General features: G+C 64.6%; 15 protein-coding genes. 6 read left to right on the plus strand and 9 right to left on the minus strand.

What is annotated here, in order from left to right:
- Window positions 1-40: 40 nt before the first annotated feature.
- On the plus strand, window positions 41-826 hold the full coding sequence (locus CLV47_RS14245; protein WP_106349712.1) for an enoyl-CoA hydratase/isomerase family protein: 786 nt from the start codon (window positions 41-43) through the stop codon (window positions 824-826).
- A gap of 1 nt (window position 827) precedes the next feature.
- On the plus strand, window positions 828-1565 hold the full coding sequence (locus CLV47_RS14250; RefSeq protein ID WP_106349713.1) for an SDR family NAD(P)-dependent oxidoreductase: 738 nt from the start codon (window positions 828-830) through the stop codon (window positions 1563-1565).
- A gap of 50 nt (window positions 1566-1615) precedes the next feature.
- Here CLV47_RS14250 and CLV47_RS14255 read toward each other — a convergent pair whose 3' ends face one another.
- From CLV47_RS14255 to CLV47_RS14265, 3 genes are read right to left on the minus strand one after another with little or no spacing between them, the layout of a single operon-like run.
- Entirely contained in the window at window positions 1616-2407 is a 792-nt protein-coding gene (locus CLV47_RS14255) for an FAD:protein FMN transferase (RefSeq protein ID WP_106349714.1), read from the minus strand.
- A gap of 7 nt (window positions 2408-2414) precedes the next feature.
- The gene (locus CLV47_RS14260) at window positions 2415-2894 is read right to left on the minus strand and encodes an FMN-binding protein (RefSeq protein ID WP_106349715.1); all 480 of its coding nucleotides are present in this window, start codon (window positions 2892-2894) and stop codon (window positions 2415-2417) included.
- A gap of 31 nt (window positions 2895-2925) precedes the next feature.
- The gene (locus CLV47_RS14265) at window positions 2926-4392 is read right to left on the minus strand and encodes a ferredoxin reductase family protein (RefSeq protein WP_202862591.1); all 1467 of its coding nucleotides are present in this window, start codon (window positions 4390-4392) and stop codon (window positions 2926-2928) included.
- A 100-nt stretch (window positions 4393-4492) separates the two neighbouring features.
- On the opposite strand from CLV47_RS14265, the gene CLV47_RS14270 reads away from it, so the two are divergent.
- Entirely contained in the window at window positions 4493-5188 is a 696-nt protein-coding gene (locus tag CLV47_RS14270; protein ID WP_106349716.1) for a response regulator transcription factor, read from the plus strand.
- The gene (locus CLV47_RS14275; RefSeq protein WP_106349717.1) at window positions 5185-6198 is read left to right on the plus strand and encodes a sensor histidine kinase; all 1014 of its coding nucleotides are present in this window, start codon (window positions 5185-5187) and stop codon (window positions 6196-6198) included. The genes CLV47_RS14270 and CLV47_RS14275 overlap by 4 nt, the downstream gene beginning before the upstream one ends.
- 34 nt (window positions 6199-6232) lie before the next feature.
- On the opposite strand, the gene CLV47_RS14280 is transcribed toward CLV47_RS14275, so the two are convergent.
- The 3 genes from CLV47_RS14280 to CLV47_RS14290 all read right to left on the minus strand — a co-directional run bounded on the left by CLV47_RS14280 (window position 6233) and on the right by CLV47_RS14290 (window position 12071).
- On the minus strand, window positions 6233-7651 hold the full coding sequence (locus CLV47_RS14280; RefSeq protein ID WP_106349769.1) for an FAD-binding oxidoreductase: 1419 nt from the start codon (window positions 7649-7651) through the stop codon (window positions 6233-6235).
- Window positions 7652-7740: 89 nt separating this feature from the next.
- Entirely contained in the window at window positions 7741-10851 is a 3111-nt protein-coding gene (locus tag CLV47_RS14285) for an ATP-binding protein (RefSeq protein ID WP_106349718.1), read from the minus strand.
- Window positions 10852-10886: 35 nt separating this feature from the next.
- On the minus strand, window positions 10887-12071 hold the full coding sequence (locus tag CLV47_RS14290; protein ID WP_106349719.1) for an acyl-CoA dehydrogenase family protein: 1185 nt from the start codon (window positions 12069-12071) through the stop codon (window positions 10887-10889).
- Window positions 12072-12194: 123 nt separating this feature from the next.
- Between CLV47_RS14290 and CLV47_RS14295 the strand changes: the two genes are divergently transcribed.
- Both CLV47_RS14295 and CLV47_RS14300 read left to right on the plus strand, forming a co-directional pair.
- Complete coding sequence (locus tag CLV47_RS14295) at window positions 12195-13508, plus strand: phytoene desaturase family protein (protein WP_106349720.1); 1314 nt, start codon at window positions 12195-12197, stop codon at window positions 13506-13508.
- 37 nt (window positions 13509-13545) lie between these two features.
- On the plus strand, window positions 13546-15168 hold the full coding sequence (locus tag CLV47_RS14300; protein WP_202862592.1) for a class I adenylate-forming enzyme family protein: 1623 nt from the start codon (window positions 13546-13548) through the stop codon (window positions 15166-15168).
- Here the strand turns inward: CLV47_RS14300 and CLV47_RS14305 are convergent.
- The 3 genes from CLV47_RS14305 to ppdK all read right to left on the minus strand — a co-directional run bounded on the left by CLV47_RS14305 (window position 15154) and on the right by ppdK (window position 19240).
- Complete coding sequence (locus tag CLV47_RS14305; protein ID WP_106349721.1) at window positions 15154-15567, minus strand: globin domain-containing protein; 414 nt, start codon at window positions 15565-15567, stop codon at window positions 15154-15156. The genes CLV47_RS14300 and CLV47_RS14305 overlap by 15 nt on opposite strands.
- Window positions 15568-15683: 116 nt before the next feature.
- Window positions 15684-16589: an LLM class flavin-dependent oxidoreductase gene (locus CLV47_RS14310; RefSeq protein ID WP_106349722.1), complete on the minus strand. Its 906-nt coding sequence runs from the start codon at window positions 16587-16589 to the stop codon at window positions 15684-15686.
- 5 nt (window positions 16590-16594) lie between these two features.
- The gene (ppdK, locus tag CLV47_RS14315) at window positions 16595-19240 is read right to left on the minus strand and encodes a pyruvate, phosphate dikinase (protein WP_106349723.1); all 2646 of its coding nucleotides are present in this window, start codon (window positions 19238-19240) and stop codon (window positions 16595-16597) included.
- Between the last annotated feature and the right edge of the window lie 104 nt (window positions 19241-19344).

Genomic DNA, 19344 nt, shown 5'->3' on the forward strand with positions numbered 1-19344 from the left:
TTTTTCGTTTGATACGTCTGTGATGTGAGGTGCTTAGGCAATGGGACTTGTACTCTTGGACATCGATAACGGGATCGGCCGGCTACGGCTGAACCGTCCGGACCAGTCCAACGGGATGACGGTGCCGTTGCTGCGGGCGTTGTATGACGCGCTGATGGAATGCCATGGCCGCGCGGATTTGCGGGTTTTGATCCTATCGGGCGAGGGCCCCAACTTCTGCGCCGGTGGGGATATCAAGGATTTCGCCAGCAAGGGTGAGGGGCTGCCGGACTATCTGCGGCAGGCGACCTCCTGGCTGCAGATCTCGACCACTGCCTTGATGCGGTTGCAGGCGCCGGTTATCGCGGCTGTGCACGGGTTTGCGGCAGGCGGTGGTGGATTCGGCCTCGCGTGCGCGGCCGATCTTGTGGTGGCGGGGGAGTCCGCGAAGTTCCTTCCCGGCGCGACCCGTGCGGGGATGGCCCCGGATGCGGGAGTGTCGGTAACCCTCAGCAGGCTTGTGGGGCTGCGTCGCGCGATGGAGCTCGTACTTCTCAACCCGATCTTGAGCGCTGCCGAGGCGAAGGAGTTCGGAATCGTCAACCGCGTCGTACCGGACGACGAGCTCATGGATGCCGCCCTCGACCTTGCTCGCGAGCTGGCGGCCGGTGCACCGCGAGCGCTCGCCGAGTCCAAGCGGCTGCTGTGGGACGGCGTGGGCCGCTCGGTCGAGACCGCGTTGCCGGATGAGTCCGCAACGGTGTCCGCGTTGTCGGGTACCGCCGATGCCCGCGAGGGGCTTGCTGCGGTCATTGAGAAGCGCGCACCGAAGTTCACCGGACGCTGATATGGCAAGTCTGCGTGGGCGCACCGCGATCGTGACCGGAGGTGGTCGCGGTATAGGAGCTGCGATCTGCCGACGACTGGCTCGCGATGGCGCGCAGGTCATCGTCGTGGACCGCGACCTCGAGCCCGCCGTCTCGATAGCCGGCGAGGTCGGAGGCGAGGCCCTGCAGCTGGACGTCAGCGAACCGGCGGCCGTCGCGGCGTCACTGTCCGGCCGTGACGTCGACATCCTGGTCAATAACGCCGGCTACGACTCGTTCGCGTGGTTCACCGACGTGACGCCCGCGCAGTGGCGACAGCTACTCGCTGTCAACCTCGAAGGCGTCTTCGCGTGCACGCAAGCGGTTTTGCCGCATATGCAGAGCCAGCGGTTCGGTCGCATCATCAACGTCTCGTCGGAGGCCGGCCGGATCGGCTCCTCGGGCAACGCCGTCTACGCCGCCGCGAAAGGTGGTGTCATCGCGTTCACCAAGTCGATTGCCCGCGAGAATGCCAGGTTTGCCATTACCGCGAACGTCGTATTACCCGGGCCTGTGGACACCCCGCTGCTGGACGAGATCAGGGCGACCGGTGAGCCTGGGGAACGCATGATTGCCGCGATGAGAGCGGGCACCCAGCTCGGCCGGCTCGGCACTCCCGACGAGATTGCCCCGGCGATAGCGTTTCTGGCCTCAGACGACGCGGCATACGTCACGGCCGAAGCTTGGGGCGTTTCAGGCGGGATGGGGATCAGCGGCTAGTCGGTCGCAGGCGCACCGGCTTTCGAAGGCCGCGCCCGATGCCGTGCTGATCACAGATCGAAGGTCTGGTGTGCCAGCTCGGTGACGAGCTTGTCGGACATGCCTCGGGTGGCGACGGCCCGAGAGTCACGGGTAACGGCGAGAATTTCGTACCCCTCGAGCCAGGTGGACATTCGTGAGTTGACCGACCCGGTCACCATGAGGGCGGTGGCCGCGATATCGGCGGTGACCAACGACGGCCCGACGACCGTTACTTGCGCAAATCCGGTCGCCGGCGCGCCAGTGTGCGGGTCGATAATGTGGTTGCCCCGGTGAGCGGAGCCAGAGGTGGCGACCGCGCCGCCCGGGAGCTCGAGTATTGCCAGCAAACCGCTGGGGTCAAGCGGATGCTCGATTCCGATCCGCCACGCGGGCTGGTCACAGGACGCGTGAAGGACGATGTCGCCACCGGCATTGAGGTAGTACCCGACCCCCAACGGCCGCAGAAACTCGGCGGCGCGCGCGGCGGCCCAGCCCTTGACGATTCCCGCAGGATCCACGATCCCGGAATGGCGTACGTCGAATGCGCCGTCGGTGATGACGCGGATCTCTTCGGCGAGGTCGAGTACCCCGTCGACATCGTTACGTTCGTCCGGTTCCAAGGGTTCATCGCGGTTCAGGCGGGAGATTGCGCTGTCGGACTTGTACGTACTGAAGGTGGCATCGGCAGTACGCAGAGATTCCCATACCTGTTCGACCGCCGAATCGAGGCGTTCCCGGTCCGCTGGGCCCCGGACGTGCAAGCTGAAAGGGAGGCCCATGATCATCTCGTTGAACACCGACAGCGGGGCCTCATCGGTCACTGGATGCTCATTTCAGACCGGCGAGATCGAGCGCGGACTGCAAGGAACTGAGATAACCGTCGGTCGTGTGCGTCGCGCCGCTGACACCGTCGATCTTTGTTCCTTGCGCCTTGAGGACTTCGGTCCGCAGTATCGGTAACGCGTTCGAGTTGATCGACTCGGTCCGGCCGCCGGCGGTTGGATAGGTGATGGCCTGGACATCTGTGATCTTGTTGCCGGTCACAACGATCTGCACGACCATCGGCCCGTAGCCGGTCTGCACAAGCTTGCCGTCGACCTTCTTCGACGTGCCGGCAGCCGAACCGCCGCTTGCCTGAGGTGTTGCGGCCCCCGCCCCCGCGCTTTGGCTCGGGCTCGTTGTCTCGACGTGCGCGGTCTGCGATGCGGAGCTTGTCACGGCCGCCGGGCCGAGGGAGCTGGTGCGGTAACTGAACAACAGGAACAACAACGTAAGCGTGGTCCCAATAGCGAAGGCTATTCGTCTCATCGGGGAGTCCCTCCTCTAGTTATATTCGGCATCAGGTAGCGAACCTCTCGCAGTGAATCTGCGCGGGTTTTACACCGGCTTCGGCAAGCGACTTGCGGACTGCGCTCATCCAGTCGTCGTTGCCGCATACGTAGACCGCGCGTTCGTCGATGTCCGGCGCGAGGTCGCGCAGGACCGCGAGCGCCGGCCGCGACGTGCTCGGTAACCAACCACCGGCTCGGCCCCGGCGACCCACGAGCTGTATCAATCGACAGCGGCCGGACCGCGCGAGATCGGCGAAGTCGTCCACAAAAAGCGCGTCTCGATGACTGCGAATCCGATGCGCGACCACCACGGACGGACGCAGGAGCCCGCCAGGTCCTCCGGCTGGCGGCTCGGCGCAGATTGACTGTGCAAGTCCGCGCATCGGCGTGATACCCGCACCGGCCGCGATGAGCAGGACGTCGCGCTTCGTGCGCCGGTCGGCCGTCATGGTGCCGTACGGTCCTTCGAACAGGACCGGCACCCCCGGACGGAGCGACCCGATTGCGTGGCTGCCGTCGCCGGCCTGCTCGACGGTGATCCGCAGACTGTCGGGGTACGGGCGGGCCGAGATGGTGTAGGGATGCGCGCGCGACCACCCGCGGCCGGATAGGAAACGCCATTGACAGAACTGGCCCGCCTGCAAGCCCATGCGATCAAGACCGCGACCGGACATCACTACCGAATAGACCCCGGGCGCCTCGGCAATCACCCCGGAGACTCGTAGCTTGTGCCGGACCGACCGCCACAATGGAAGGACTATCCGAAAGGCGATGATGGCCCCGGCTGCCAGCCCCCAGAGCCCCCACCAGAAAATTGAAACCGTCGTCGACGAGGTGAAGTCCTGACCGGTCCACAGCTGGTGAGGGAGGGCGAGGCCCGCACCCACGTAGGCATACAGATGCAGCAGGTGCCATGACTCGTAACGCATCCGCCGACGTGCCGCCCTCAGCGACGTCGCCACGACCATCACTAGCGCGAGGGTTCCCGCTACCGCCAGCAGAACGCCTGGATAGTTGACGACGAAGTCCCACGATTGAGCCAACACGTTTGTGGCGCTCGACTGCGCGTAGCCGACCGTGACCAGGATGATGTGAGCAATCATCAGGTTGAACGACGAGAAGCCGGCCCAGCGGTGCCAGCGTGTGAGTCTGTCCCGCCCGATTGCGCGCTCCAGCCAGGGGACACGCGCCATCGTGAGCACCTGGATGAGTAGAAGATCCGATGCCAGCAGTCCGGTGACCCGGCCCAACGCGGTCGTCGTGGAACCCGGTAGCGACGTGCTTGGCAGCCCGCTGTTGGTCAGCCACAGGACGACCACGCCGATCAAACTCGCAACGGTCAGAGACCACGCGACGGTGCGGACCCGCCGTTCTCTGCGTACGCGGTCGGCGGGTCGGTACTCGTAGGCGTACGCCGAAATGGGCGGTGTGCGTCGCAGGTCCGAGTGCGCCCGGGTCCCGAGTGTTCCAGTCATCTGTCCTCTGCCATCTCAAATATTGAAATCGCTGGTGTTCTGTTCAAGCCTGCCCGCGCGTTCTTAGAGAATTCTCAAAATCTGAGAGCAAACTGATGAAATGAGTAACTCGACGGCGGCGGAGTCGAACTGGACTCCGTCCGCCCGCCTGCTGCTGGTGGAGGATGACCGCGAACTTGGACCGCTCCTGGTCGAGGTGCTGTCCGAGACCTACCAGGTCGAGCATGCGCGGGACGGGCAGGCCGCCCTGCACCTAGCGCTGACCCGGGACTTCGACGTCATGATCATCGACCGAGGCCTCCCGGCAATCGAAGGACTGGAGCTGGTCGCGCGGATCCGGTCGAAAGGTCTACACACCCCCATCCTGGTCCTGACGGCACGGGGCACCCTGGAGGACAAGGTCGACGGGCTGGATGCCGGCGCCCACGACTACATGGTCAAACCGTTCGAGATCGCCGAGTTGCTCGCCAGACTGAGAGCGCTGAACCGGCGAAACCATGAATACGCCGCAGACGAACTTCGGGTCGGTAGCCGGCGGTTCGCCGTAACTGAGCGACGGGTGGTGACGGGCGACGATGATGAGGTACAGCTGTCTGGTCGAGAAAGTGCGCTGCTGCACGCGCTCGCGCGCCATCCTGGACGAGTGTTTACCCGCACCGAACTGATCGGGCTTGCCTTTGACCAAGACGATCGCGAAGGCATCGTCGATACCTATGTGTACTACTTGCGGCGCAAGCTTGGCCGCGGCGTCATCGATACGGTCCACGGACTGGGCTATCGGCTCGGTGACTCGTGAACGGCGCTAGCGCGACGACCGTGACGGGCGCGGACCGGCCCTTGGTGCGCTCAGTAGCCAGGCGGGTCGCCGTCCAGGTGGCCGTCTCATGCGCCATCGCGGTCATTTTCGTGGCCGCGGTTGTATTTCTCCTGACCGGATTCCATCACCACCGCCCTGGCGAACCCCCAGGGGACGACAACTTTGTTTTTGATGCGGTGTTGATCGCGGGGGCGGTCGGCATCGTCATCGCCGGAATCATTGGGTGGGTTGCCGCGTTGCGGGCCGTGCGGCCACTGTCGGACGCGTTGGCGCTTCAACGGCGCTTCGTGGCGGATGCGAGCCACGAGTTGCGTACCCCGCTGACCATTCTTCACACCCGAGCTCAAGTTCTTGACTACAAGGTTGCAGTCGACGATCCAGCGAAGCCCCTTATTCGGCAATTGCTGAACGACAGTCGGGTGCTTGGCGAGGTTATCGACCAGCTGCTCCTCAGCGCGCAGATCGGTAACGATCCCTCGCGTGCGGAGCCCGTCGATGTCGGTGCGCTTGTCGACGACGTAGTGAGCTCGATGTCCATGCTGGCCGAGCAGTCACGGCTGAGCATGGTCCGACAGGTCGACGCCCGGCCCGTGGTTGCGGGCTCGCCGGTCTCGTTACGGCGGGCCCTGCTGGCCCTTGTCGACAATGCGATCTCACACACCCCGGCGGGCGGCACCATCTGGGTCAGCGTCACGCCGGAACGGGGCAGCCAGGTCCGGCTTAGGGTTGCCGACAACGGGCCGGGCGCCGATCCGCGAGACCTGCCGAGGCTGACCGAACGGTTCGCTCAGGGACGGCCGGTAGGTTCCGAACCTGGGGATACCGATCGGACGGCAAAGCGCAGGTTCGGGCTTGGCCTTTCGCTGGTCAGAGAAATCGCACACTCTCATGGCGGGGTTCTGGAGATCGGTGACCGTCCGGGCGGCGGCTTCGCTGCCTCAATCCTGCTCCCGGGTAGCGGTCGGAAGCTTCAGGCCATTCCGCACTGACATCTCATCTGCCAAATAGCGCATGACAACCCACTCAGCCTGTGCCGGCCGTAAGTGGCGGGATGTTCTGGTTTATATGCAACAGATTTTGTGGGTCGTAGCGACCCTTGATGTCGGTGAGCCGGTCGTAGTTGGCGCCGTACGACGCTTTGACTCGGTCGGCGCCTTCGTCCATCAGGAAGTTGATGTAGCCGCCGCCGGCAGAGGTCGGGTGTAGCGCCTCCCAATAGTCACGTGCCCACTGTGTGATCGGGCCCGCATTCGCGGGGTCAGGATCAACGCCGACGATGACACCCGCCCAACCGCCATCTCGATAGGCAAACGCCGTGGCCTCGCGGTCGACACGAGCGGCAGCCCCGTCGATGGGGTAGAGGTGCATTGTGGAATGGCCGGTCGGAAGCATGGCGCCATACTTGCAGTGCGCCTCGATTGCCTCGTCTGAGATGTCGCGGAAGAAGTCTGAGCGCCAGTACCACTGCAGGCCCGCTGGATATAGTCCGTCGAATGCGCTCTGCAGCGTGTTGAACGGCATCTCGTGGATACCGATTACCAACGGTGAACCGTAGCTCTTGATCGGCTCCAGAACTGTGTCGGCACGATCGTGTGAACCGGTGTAGCACCAGACGATTCCGCAGGCCTTGCGCCCCCAGAACTGCTCGGGGAACGGTGCGGCCGGCGGAATCGTGAGTAGTCCGATCCAGCCACTAAGCTCTTCGGGCAACGACGGTAGCAACTTGCGGTACCAACGCATAACCGAAGCCGTGTCGGCGATGTCGTAGAGCACTGGTCCGCCAATGATTGCCCCGTGATTGCCAATGTCATGGCAGCGGAAGGTAAACGACGTGACGACACCGAAGTTGCCGCCCCCACCACGTAGTGCCCAGAACAGATCCTGATGTGAAGCGTCGCTGGCAGTGACCAAGGATCCGTCCGCGAGTACGACTTCAGCGGCGAGGAGGTTGTCGACAGTCAGGCCGAAACGTCGGGTGAGATAGCCGACGCCGCCACCGAGGGTCAGGCCGCCCACGCCGGTGGAAGCCAGGAAACCCGAGGGAGTCGCCATCCCGAACGGCACGGTGGCGTGGTCCACGTCGCCCCATGTGCATCCGCCGTCGACGCGCACGATGTGATGTGCTGGATCGACCGTGGTACTGCGCATTAATGACAGGTCGATGACTAGCGCGTCGTCCCAGACGCCGAGCCCGCCTGCATTGTGGCCCCCTCCACGAACCGCGAGATCGACTGCGTGTTCGCGTCCGAAACGCATGCACGAGACCACGTCTGCGGTATCACGACAGAAGGCAATCGCCGCTGGATGCTTATCAATCATGGCGTTGTACACCGCGCGCGCCGAGTCGTACTCGACATCGCCGGGGGTGATGACAGGTCCACGCATAACGGATGCGAGATCCGTGAATGGCGCTGACGTGGGCTTAGTGTCGGTAGTGGTCATGACCGTCTCCTTTGTGCGTGGCTTGCGTGACTTGCGCATGCCCACATTAGGAATCGTGCGTTCCCAAAACGTTCGCGAAACGGCGTCGATCACGCAATTGGCGGAACGCTTGATGCCGGTCGCGTGCGCCGCTCGGCGAGGTCCCGTTCGCAGCGTCGGAGCAGAGCGACGCTGCCTTGAAGGCGTGCCATCTGGGCCGCTGTTCGAAGCCGCGCGATCGCGGCGGTCTGATCGTCGTAACGCGAGCGCATTCGCAGGACTTCGGGCAGCCACCACTGATCGGTGCGCGCGTACCCGTCGATGATGGCTGCATCGAGGACGGCGCTGGCGGCGTCCGGGTTGCCGTCGCGCTCATATAAGTCGGCGAGAAGAGAGAGCCAGTACGGCATCCTCGCGAATGACCCTTCCGCTTTGAGACGCGCAATTCCGAGTTGGGTTGTCGTGAAGCCTGAACTGCCCTCCTGCGACCATCCGTTGAGGACGCGACCCCACTCGCGGTAGTAGGCGAAGTCGTACCGCTTGCACAGGTCGCGAAGCTCACTCACCGCAGCACGGAGCTCAGAGATGTTGCCGCTCATCTGATGTGTTATTGCTCCGTAGGCCAGGGCGACCGCGAGACTATATGGATGCTTAATCGAGCGTGCGTCGGCGATCGCTTCACGCGCGCTGGTGATGGCGGCGTCTTGATGGCCGAGCAGCCAGTGCGCGTGAGCCGACCATGCCTTGCCGTGCACGTCCGGCCGAGTGCCGACACTCAGTGACGCGGCGCCGCGGGTGAGTTGAGCGGCGAGCTCAAAATGGACGAGTGCCTCAGCCGGTTTGCCCAGACTCATAATCGATCCGCCGAAGGCAAAGTGCGCCGGACCGCTCAACTCGGACGTGGATTCGACCAAGCCCAGCACCCGCGTCACCGTACGGTGCCCGCCGCTGATGTCTCCCTGAACGAACTGCGATGTCCACAGGCCGATGAGCCCGGTCAACTCCGAGCCCTCGTCATGGAGCCGCTCGGCGAGTTCGATCGTGCGTAAGAGAGTTTGTTGCAGGCTCGCGGAGGCATAGCCGAACCTAGCGTTGAGAGGGGCTGCCATTCCCTCGAGAATCGCCAGCTCTCGCCGGTCTCGCAGGTTGCCTTCGGGCATCGTAAGCACAGCCGATAACGCCGATCGGTGCATCCGAATCGCCTCGGTATGCGCAAACCTGGCCGCTGCGATGCCGGCGGCGCGTGTGAAGTATGACGCCGCCTTCTCTGGGTGGCCGCTCCGCGAATACTGCTCCGCAAGCTGGGCGCAGACCGAGTCAGGTTCATCGGCGTACATCGACTCCAGCGCCTGCGCGACCCGCCGATGCAGAAGCCAGCGTTTCGGAGGACTGACCTGGAGGTAGGCACACTCGCGCAGCAGGTCATGGGAGAAGTCGTACCCGTCGCGCAACTCGTATAGGATTCGTCGCTGCCACAGCTCATCAACGGCCCCCACAACGGTGTCCGCGTCGAGGTCACTCGCTTCGGTGAGCAGTGCCAGTGTGAAGTTCCGGCCGATCGCTGCGGCAAGGCCGGCGACGTCCCGACCAACCGGCGAGACTTGTTCAAGGCGGCCGCGTAGAACGGAGGTGAAGTCGCCAGCGGGGAGCGGCGCGCCGTTGAGATCGGCCGTTGTCCGGGCCGCTTCCACGACGTACAGGGGGAAGCCTCCCGTCATTTGCTGCAGCAGATCAGCGTCGTGCGCCGGTATAGACCTTCCGGATATTGCTGTCGCCAGTTGCGCGGTGTCCGAGGCCTCCAAGGGACCGAGCGAAAGTTCGGTGAGCAGGCCAGCGGCCCGAATACCGGCGATCCACTTGGTGAGCTCGTGCTGACCGTCGAGACCGGAACGGACCGTGGCCGCCACCATGAGCGGCGCGTTGTGGACTAGCCCTAAGCAGAATGTCACGAGTGCCAGTGTCGTCATATCGCACCAATGCAGATTGTCCAGGACCAAAAGGGTCGGGCGTCCGGCGCCGAGCAGTGCGCGCGCCATCCCTTCGAAGAAGCGGTGCCGCTGCCAGGCGTCCACCATGGCGCGCGCCGCGACCGCGGGCTCAACACGATCACCCGTGGACGGCACGAGGCGATCGACCTCGGCTCGCCACACTGGATCCAAGTTGGCAGTCGCCGTTCGGAGGTCCGGGGTCCGCAACCAGTCGGCTACAGGGGCGAGTGCGAGTCGTCCTGACGTTCCGAAGCACTGAGTCGTTGCTACCACGGCGCCTTGGTTACGTGCTTCCCGGCAGAGTTCCGCGACGAGGCGCGTTTTACCAACGCCCGCGTCTCCGCGAACGAGCGCGAGACCGGGACGGCCGGCGGCCGCTGCACGCCACGCCGACTGCAGCACCGTAATTTCGCGATGGCGGCCGACGAGCTGTGCGACTGCCATACCAGAGCGGCCGACAGCCGACGTGATCGGAGCGCGTGTTGTCCTTGGTGGTTGACCACCGGACAGCAGGTCGTGCAGCGTACGACGAGTGGCCTCGTCGGGCTCGACTCCTAGGTCGCGTTCGAGCACGGAGCAACAGCGGTGAAACGTGCTCACGGCCCCGGCGCGATCACCCAGCTCGGCCTGCAGTTGCATCAACGTCCGGTAACCGGTCTCTTCCAACGGGGCCAACGTTATTCGTCTGCGGGCGGCCTTCACTGCTGCGGTCAGGTCCCCTGAGTCGGCCCGGACCTCACACACGAGGTCGCACAAATCAATGCAGCTGCGTTCGAGATCGGCCCTTGCTTCGAGGAGCCAGTCGTCGTACAGGCCCGGCAACATGTCACCGCGATACGCTTCGATGGCAGCGGTCGCGTGGGTCAAAAGCCCCATCGGGTCGGCGGCTTCGGCCGCGCCCAACGCTTGCGCACGCTCGATGATGAACCTACGGATGTCGACGACACACGTCTCAGTGTCGTGCCAGCAGAGGTCAGTTGGCGTGGTTGCAAGCGCGCTGTCGACGCCGAGGACATTTCGAAGCTTGTGAAGCTCCCGCCGTAGGTTGGTTAATGCCTGAGCATTAGACGATTCTGGCCAGAACAAGCCTGCGATGTGCTGACGGCTCTGCGGCGTATCGGCGTGATAGGCGAGAAACGCCAGGAGCGCAATGGTTCGCGACGAACGCGTCCGGGCTGTCCCGGTAACGTCGTCGACGACGGTCTGTTCCCCCAACAGCGATACTTTGAGCATCCTGCACTGGCCTTCCCATCCTCAAGGGTAGACCGCTAGAAGCCGTACGACTTCCCGATGACGTCGAGCATGATTTCGTCGGCGCCGGCGCCGATCCGATAGAGGCGGATGTCGCGAAATACGCGTGAGACGTCGTACTCGTCCATGTACCCGTTGCCGCCGTGGATCTGCATGCACTGGTCGGCAACGTCCCACGCGGTCTGGGTCGCCAGCAACTTGCACATCGAAATCTCGCGGACCGGGTAGTCGCCGCGGGCGTAGCTGCGCGCGGTCTGATAGATCAGTGCGCGGGCCGCCTCGATCTTCGTCGCCATATCGGCGAACTTGTGCCGGATCGCCTGATGCTGACCGAGCGGCCGGCCAAACGTGTGGCGGTCCGTCGCGTACTGAACGGTCCGGTCGAAGGCATACTGCCCATAGGCGAGGCAGCCGGCGGCGCCGATCAGCCGCTCGGCCTGCAGCTCCCACATGATCTGGGTGAATCCCTGTCCGACCTCGCCGAGCACGGCGTCGTCGCCGACGAAGACATTGTCAAAGGACAGCAGGGCGGTGTCCGAGGCGTGCATGCCGACCTTTTTAAGCTTTGCCTGGCGTACGACGCCGGGGGTGTCCATCGGTACTAAGAAGAGGGTGAATCCCTTGTGACCGGCGGAGGGGTCGGTCTTCGTCACAAGCAGGATCATCGAGTTGCGGTGCCCGTTGGTGATGAAGGTCTTGGAGCCATTGATTCGCCACCCGCCGTCTTCACGCACGGCGCGTGTGCGGATCCCGGCGACGTCGGAACCCGCGTCAGGTTCGGTGATGCCGAGGCTGAACACCATGTCGCCGGCGACGCCGGGCCGAACCCAACGCTGCTTCTGCTCCTCGGTGCCGAACTCGAGTATCGGCGGCATCACCATGTCGGTATGCACCGAGAGCCCCATAAGCAGACCACCGCTGCCGCCGCGCGCGACCTCCTCGGCCAGTACCAGGTTGCTGAAGTAGTCGCCGCCTTGCCCACCGTACTGTTCGGGCACGGACAGGCCGAGGAAACCGTTGTCGCCCAGGGACTTCACGATTGAGTTAGGGAAGGTGTCCTGCTCCCATGCGGTCACGTTCGGCGCTATCTCGCGGTCAACGAACGAGCGGATCGAAGCACGCAGCGCGTCATGCTCCGCGTTGAAGATGACATGCGCGCCGGGCGCGGAATGCGTCGCCTGCACGTCGTGGGTCGATGTCACTGTGTCGCCCTCCCGAGGACTGTTAACGGTTCTGGTCAATTTAGTACAACCAGTTTCCAAAGGTTCCAAATTTTTGAATCTGTGTTAAATTTTCCCGAATACCAGAGTACGACGGGAGCGCCCATGCAGTCGTCAGGGGAGTCGTTTGACGCGTTGGTCATCGGGGCCGGCGCGGGTGGCCTGTTTGCCGCTGCTCGCCTCCAGCACCTCGGCTATCGCACGCTAGTTGTCGAGCGGCTAGATAAGGTGGGCGGCCGTGCGTCGACGAACGACATCGACGGTTTCAAGGTCAACAACGGCGCGATCGTCATCGAGACCGGCGGCATCACCGAGGAGACGTTCCGCGAGGTCGGGGCCGACTTCGACGTACGTTCACCGCACCCACCGCTGCTGTATCGCATAGGCGGCAAGGAAGTAGACGTCACAGGTGGCGGTTGGGGACTACTGCTGTCGAAGATGACCCGTAGCGGAGCGAAGCTGCTCAAGGTGCTCGGCGCCGCGCGCAGCGACAGCGGCTTGCCGGAGGATGAGCTCACTACCGCCCAATGGGTCGCGAAGTTTACAAAGAACGAGTCGGTTCATGGAATCTTCCGCAACATGTGCGGGTCGGTCTTTGCCGTGGGATCTGACGAGCTCCCCGCGCGCGTGTTTCTGACCTACTTCACCCGCAAGAGTGCGTTCAAGACGTTCGGATTCTGCCCAGAAGGCACCATCGGCATCTGGAAGTCGCTGGTTCGTGCTATCGAGCGAGACGGCGGCCAAGTGTGGCTGTCCGCAGAGGTCGAGTCGCTGTCGGTTCAGGACGGCAAGGTCATCGGCGCGACGATTCGGCGCGACGGCGAGACCGTGCAGGTTCGCTGTGCTTTTGCAGTCAGCGATGCCGGCCCGGCGGCGACGGTCAGCCTCGTCGGTCCGGACAATCTGCCCGAGGACTACCGAGCAGAAGTGCGCCGTACGGACCGGCCGACGGCAATGATCACCGTCAACTTCGCCAGCGAGCGGCGGCTCATCGAGGCGCCGGGAATGGTCAGCTTCGCCAAGACCGATCGGCTCTGCTATCTGGCGAACTTCACCGACATCTGCCCAGAGATGGCGCCGTACCCGTGGAATCTGTATGTCGGCACGTCGGTCCCCAAGCCATCGGTGGGGCAGTTCGACGAGGAAGCCGAGACGCAGATCCTGATGGAGGAGCTACGACGCGAGGTGCCGGGCTTCGACGAAGCGCGCATTCTGTCCGTTGCGGTGACCAGGGACGGCTGGCCGCCACAACGCGCGGTCGCCGGCTTCGACCTCCCACACACAACACCGATCGACAACTTGTGGAACGTGGGAGACGGGGTCAAGGAATACGCGAACGGCGGCACCACGGCCTGTGCCGAGACCGCGCAGCTCGTGGTTGGCGAGATCCAGCAGCAGTTCGCAGTGCCGGTGCACTAACCCGACTGACCATCCGACCTACCAACGGGGGGCATTGATGACGATGCAGACACTCACCGAGTCCTACTGGCCAGCCGACACGTCGGCTCCGCTTCTTGAGCTCACCGTTGGTGGACTGCTCACCGCGCAGGCTGCCAAAACCCCTGATGCAGTGGCGATCATCGGTACGGCGTACGGCACGAGTGAGGCTCGTAGGCTGACCTACGCCGAGCTGCTTGGCGAAGCTCGTGCGATCGCATCGACGATCCTCGGGTACGCCGCACCGGGGGACTTCGTCGCCATGTGGGCGCCGAACGTCATTGAGTGGCCGATCGTGGAATACGCCGCGGGCCTCGCGGGAGTCACCCTCGTGGCCCTCAACCCGGTCCTGCGTGAGCGCGAGCTGGCTTACGCGCTGGACGACTCCAAGGCGAGACTGCTGATATATGCCGAAACGTCGCGCGCCTACGACATGAAGAGCGTGCTGGAGAGCGCGCGTCCCGATCGCGCCTACCTTGAGCATGTCATCAGCCTGGCCGATCTTGCCGGTCTGCCTGCGGACTCCGAATTGCCCGATCTGAGGTCGATCAGCCCCGACGCGCCCGCCATGTTGCAATACACGTCCGGCACCACTGGTGACCCGAAAGGTGTCCTGCTGCGGCACCGCTCGCTGGTCAACAATGCCAAGATGACCATGGACGTCACCGAGGCCGAACCCGGCGCGATGTGCCTCAACCCGTTGCCGATGTTCCACACCGCCTCCTGCATTATCAGCACTCTTGGGCCGGTGTGCTTGGGCGGCGGCGTCGTACTCGTGGAGCAGTTCATCCCCGACGTCGTTTTGGACCTGATGCGGGACGAGAAAGTGAGTGTCCTGTTCTTCGTCCCGACGGTGCTCGGCGCGCTCATTGAAGCCCAGCGGGCGTCGGACAAGCCCGCTCCGAGGCTGCGCACGATCATGGGTGGCGCGGCCACGGTGCCGAGCGTCATGATTGAGGCGGCCAATGAGCTGTTCGGCGCGACCGTGCACAACCTGTTCGGCCAGACCGAGCTGGCGCCGGTGTTGACCGCGATCCGGCGTACCGACTCGTTGCAGGACCAGCTGACGACCGTCGGACGGCCGATCCCGCAGGTCGAGTGCAAGATCACCGACCCCGCGACGGGGGAGACCATGCCGCTTGGCGACGTGGGCGAGATCTGTGCACGCGGCCCGCAGCAGATGCTCGAGTACTACGGCAAACCAGACGCCACGGCCGCAGCCATCGACGCCGACGGCTGGCTGCATATGGGTGACCTTGGCACTATGGGTGAGCGTGGTTTCGTGACCGTGACGGGGCGGTTGAAAGACATGATCATCCGTGGTGGCGAGAACATCGCACCGGCCGAAGTCGAGTCGATCCTGGTCCGTCACCCGGAGGTGTTGGAGGCCGTCGTGCTCGGCCTGCCGGACGAGAAGTGGGGCGAGACCGTGGCCGCGGTCATCAGGCCGCGCGGCGAACCGCGGGCCGATCTTCGGGCTTCGCTGGAAGCGCACTGTCGTGCCAGCTTGTCGCCGTACAAGGTGCCGTCGACCTGGTACGTCAGCGACGAGCTGCCGATGACGCCGACCGGTAAGGTGCAGAAGTTCCGGCTGCGTGAAGTGATCGACGGCGGCACGCTCGTCGCTCTAGACCGCGACTGACTCCTCGGTGGCACCGGCCATCATCAGCGACGCGACCGCGCCCAGTGCTTCCAACCAGGCCGAGGTCATCGCCGATGTCCACTGAGCGCCGCCGATCTCTTCCATGGCGGCGATCATGCACTCTGCGACGGCGTCGTACATTGGCGCCGTGACGCCGAACGACGCGTGCTTCGCGCCGAGAGCACCTAGCGTGTTACTCAGCCACGCGGAGTCGTCGAGATGATCGAGCACCGCGATGATCGCTTCGCGCAGCATCTTCGCTTGTGGCGCTGTGTCGGTGCTAAACATCGGGCGGACCGATGGGTAGCGCTCGAACAGGATCTCGTAAAAGCGAGTCGTGAGCCCGTCTTCTGCCTCGTCAACCAGCCCGAGGCTGGTCTCTAAAAGTTCTTTATCCATGGGCCAAACTCTGCCGGTCGCGTGTTTCGTTCGAGACTTCCCCAGGTCGCCGGTAGGTAAACTCCTGCGCACCGCGTGACCGCGGCGTCCGTGAGAACCGCGCCAGTCGCGCAGCGTCAGGACGCGGTGACGTGAGGTAAGACGCTCTCACTGAGCGCGACCATCTGGTCGTAGTCGTCGAGGACGGGGCTGAGCACGAGATGCTGTACGCCGAGGCCCAGCAGGTGCGTCAGCGCGTCGATGACCTCGCCCGGTTCGGCGCACAATGCGACCTTCTCGGCGAGGTTCGGATTGCCGTAGTGCGAGCCAAACCAGTCGCGGATGGCCGACCAGGTGGCGTTGGTCTTCGCCCCTACGTGCAGATAAACCCGTTTCGCGATCGGGAAGTCCGGTCGCTCCTCGATGTGCGGGCGCAGCAGGTCCAGCGCCGTCTCGAAGTCTCTGGTCGACATCGACCCGGCCCCGATGAAGCCGTCGCCCAGTCGCGCGGTCCGCTCCAAGGCCGGCGGCGTACGGGCGCCGAACCAGATCGGCGGACCGGGGCGTTGCACCGGCTCGAGCGGGCGCCGCTCCTGGTCGAGGTTCCACGGCCCATCCGACGAGGCGGTCTGCTGCTCGAGAAGTTCGCGCAACAGGACGATCCCGCGCTCGAACTCGGTCACTCGGCGGTTGACCGTGAGGCCGTGCCGGGCAGGCGCGGCACGGTCGTTGCCGATTCCCACACCGGCGATCAGCCGGCCGTCGCTGAGCCGGTCGACCGTCGCGAGTTCACGCGCGAGGTGGATCGGGGATCGCAACGGCGTGATGAGTACGGCGACTCCCAGTGACGCCGAGGAGGTCGACACAGCGGCCACCGACAGCGTCTCGAGCGGGCTGAGCGCGCCGGGCGCCTGCGGGTCGGTGACCCACAGGCTGGTGAATCCGCGGCGTTCAGCCTCGGAGGTGAACCGCACGAGCTGCTGGCCGGCGCCGGGCGTCGTACCTCCCTGCGGGATGTCGATTCCGAAACGACCGGTCAGCATGACCGCTACTTGTCGCCGAGTACGGCGCGGGCTGCGGCGAACCGAGCGATCGGCACGCGGTATGGCGAGCAGGAGACGTAGTCCAGGCCGATGCTCTCGAACAGCGCGATAGAGGCGGGATCGCCGCCGTGCTCGCCGCAGACACCGGTCTTGAGCTCTGGTTTAACGCTGCGTCCCTTCTCGACGCCCATGCGGACCAGCTCGCCGACGCCGTCGACATCGATCGAGGCAAACGGGTTGGCGGGCACGAGCTGCTCGTCGACGTACGCGGCGAGGAACTTGCCTTCGGCGTCGTCGCGGGAGATACCCAGCGAGGTCTGCGTCAGGTCGTTGGTGCCGAAGCTGAAGAAATCGGCGTGCTCGGCAATGTGGTCGGCGCGGACGGCGGCGCGCGGCAGCTCGATCATCGTGCCGACGGTGTAGGGGAGCGACTTGCCGGCCCGGTTGAACTCGTCGGTCATTGTCTCGTCGACGATGTCGCGGGTGCGTTCGAGTTCGGTGGAGAACGCGACGAGCGGAATCATGATCTCGACCTTGGGGTCACCACCCTCCTCGGCGACCTTCAGCGCCGCCCGCGCGATTGCGCGGACCTGCATCTCGGGGATTTCCGGGTAGAGCAGTGCCAGCCGAACCCCGCGGGTGCCGAGCATCGGGTTGGTCTCGGTCAGTTTCTTGACGCGGCTGAGCAGGCCGTCGGCCTTGGCGACCTCTTCCTCGCTCGCGCCGGTGAGCTCCAGCCGCTGGACGGTGAGGGCCTGGTCGAGCAGCGGCGGCAGGAACTCGTGCAGCGGCGGGTCGAGCAGCCGGATCGTGACCGGCAGGCCGCTCATCGCGCGGAAGATCTCCTCGAAATCTGCTTGCTGCATCGGCAGAATCTCGGCGAGTGCAAGCTCGCGGGCGTCTTCGTCGTCGGCCAGGATCATCTTGCGCACGGCGGGCAGCCGGGAGCTGTCCATGAACATGTGCTCGGTGCGGCACAGGCCGATACCTTCGGCGCCGAACTCGCGAGCCTTGCGGGCGTCCTCGCCGGTGTCGGCGTTGGCGCGTACGCCGAGCCGCCGTACCTCGTCGGCCCACTCGACGATCTTCTCGAAGTCCGCGTTGACCTGCGGCGGTACGAGCGGGAGCGCGCCGTCGAAGACCTCGCCGGTGGAACCGTCCAGCGTGATGATGTCGCCTTCTTGTAGGACCTTGTCGCCGATCGTGAGCGACTTCGCATGCGGGTCGAGCCGGATCCCGGACGCGCCGGCGACACAAGGCTTGCCCATGCCGCGCGCGACGACGGCCGCGTGCGAGGTCATACCGCCGTGCGCGGTCAGCACACCCTGCGAAGCGATAACGCCCGCAATGTCATCGGGGGTCGTCTCCCACCGCACGAGTACGACGTCCTCGCCGGCCTTTCCTTTGGCCTCAGCGGTATCGGCGTCGAACACGATCGCGCCAACGGCCGCGCCAGGGGAGGCATTGAGGCCAACCGTGAGCGGCTTGCCCTTCGCGGATGCGTCGATCGCGGGGTGCAGCAGCTGGTCGAGCTGGGCGGGTTCGATCCGCCGCAACGCCTCGGACTTGTCGATCTTGCCCTCGTCGACGAGGTCGGTCGCGACGCGCATTGCGGCGGCCGCGGTGCGCTTGCCGTTTCGGGTCTGGAGGAGATAGAGCTTCTTCTCCTCAATCGTGAACTCGATGTCCTGCATATCGCTGTAGTGATCTTCAAGCCGAGTCATGGTGGCGAGCAGCTCGTGATAAGCGTCCGGCAGGACCGCTTCCATCTCCTCAAGGCGCTTCGGCGTACGGATGCCGGCCACGACGTCCTCACCCTGAGCGTTGACCAGAAACTCGCCGTACAGCTCCTTTTCGCCGGTCGACGGGTTGCGGGTGAAACACACGCCGGTGCCCGAGGTGTCGCCGCGGTTACCGAACACCATCTGCATCACGTTGACCGCGGTGCCGAGGTCGTCGGGGATGTTGTTGGCGCGCCGGTAGACGCCGGCGCGAGGGTTGAGCCACGAACGGAACACCGCGTCAACGCTGCGGCGCAACTGCTCGACGGGGTCGGTCGGCAGCTCCTGACCGATCTGCTCGCTGGAGAGCCGCTTAAACGTCACAACGAGCTCTTTGAGGTCTTCGGTGGTCAGCTCGGTGTCCTGGCTGACGCCGCGCGAGGACTTCATCTGAGTCAGCGCGTCTTCATAGACATGGCCGGGAACCGACTCGACGACCTCGCCGTACATCTGGATGAACCGGCGGTAGGAGTCCCAGGCGAAGCGCGGGTTGCCCGCTTCGGCACCGAGCGCTTCAACGGACTGGTCGCTGATGCCGAGGTTGAGGATCGTGTCCATCATCCCGGGCATCGAGACGACGGCACCGGAGCGCACGGACACCAGGAGCGGTCGATCAGCGGCGCCGAGTTTGCGCCCGGTGCGCTCTTCGAGGCGAGCGAGACCCTCTTGAATCTGCCCCCACAATGCCTCCGGCCAGTTGCCGTCCCGGTTGGTCGTCTCGATGCACGCCTCAGTCGTCACGGTGAAACCATCGGGGACCGGTACGCCGATTCTTAACATCTCGGCGACGTTTGCGCCCTTGCCACCGAGTAACGCCTTCATAGAGGCGTCGCCTTCGGACATGTCGTACACAAACTTGTTGTCGTTCACTGGTGCTCCTTGTGGTGGCCGGTTCAGGTGCAACGGTCAGGCGTCGTCACGGAATGGGTGACGATTAGTCGTGGCGGTACTCAGATTTCTGTGCTGGCTTGCAG

The sequence above is a fragment of the Antricoccus suffuscus genome, assembly GCF_003003235.1.
Lineage (GTDB): Bacteria > Actinomycetota > Actinomycetes > Mycobacteriales > Antricoccaceae > Antricoccus > Antricoccus suffuscus.

Coding starts and splice junctions, on each gene's coding strand:
- CLV47_RS14265 (WP_202862591.1), bottom strand. CDS start 4,392: ATGACTGGAACACTCGGGACCCGGGCGCACTCGGACCTGCGACGCACA.
- CLV47_RS14305 (WP_106349721.1), bottom strand. CDS start 15,567: ATGGATAAAGAACTTTTAGAGACCAGCCTCGGGCTGGTTGACGAGGCA.
- CLV47_RS14250 (WP_106349713.1), top strand. CDS start 828: ATGGCAAGTCTGCGTGGGCGCACCGCGATCGTGACCGGAGGTGGTCGC.
- CLV47_RS14310 (WP_106349722.1), bottom strand. CDS start 16,589: ATGCTGACCGGTCGTTTCGGAATCGACATCCCGCAGGGAGGTACGACG.
- CLV47_RS14300 (WP_202862592.1), top strand. CDS start 13,546: ATGACGATGCAGACACTCACCGAGTCCTACTGGCCAGCCGACACGTCG.
- CLV47_RS14260 (WP_106349715.1), bottom strand. CDS start 2,894: ATGAGACGAATAGCCTTCGCTATTGGGACCACGCTTACGTTGTTGTTC.
- CLV47_RS14295 (WP_106349720.1), top strand. CDS start 12,195: ATGCAGTCGTCAGGGGAGTCGTTTGACGCGTTGGTCATCGGGGCCGGC.
- CLV47_RS14245 (WP_106349712.1), top strand. CDS start 41: ATGGGACTTGTACTCTTGGACATCGATAACGGGATCGGCCGGCTACGG.
- CLV47_RS14285 (WP_106349718.1), bottom strand. CDS start 10,851: ATGCTCAAAGTATCGCTGTTGGGGGAACAGACCGTCGTCGACGACGTT.
- CLV47_RS14270 (WP_106349716.1), top strand. CDS start 4,493: ATGAGTAACTCGACGGCGGCGGAGTCGAACTGGACTCCGTCCGCCCGC.
- CLV47_RS14280 (WP_106349769.1), bottom strand. CDS start 7,651: ATGACCACTACCGACACTAAGCCCACGTCAGCGCCATTCACGGATCTC.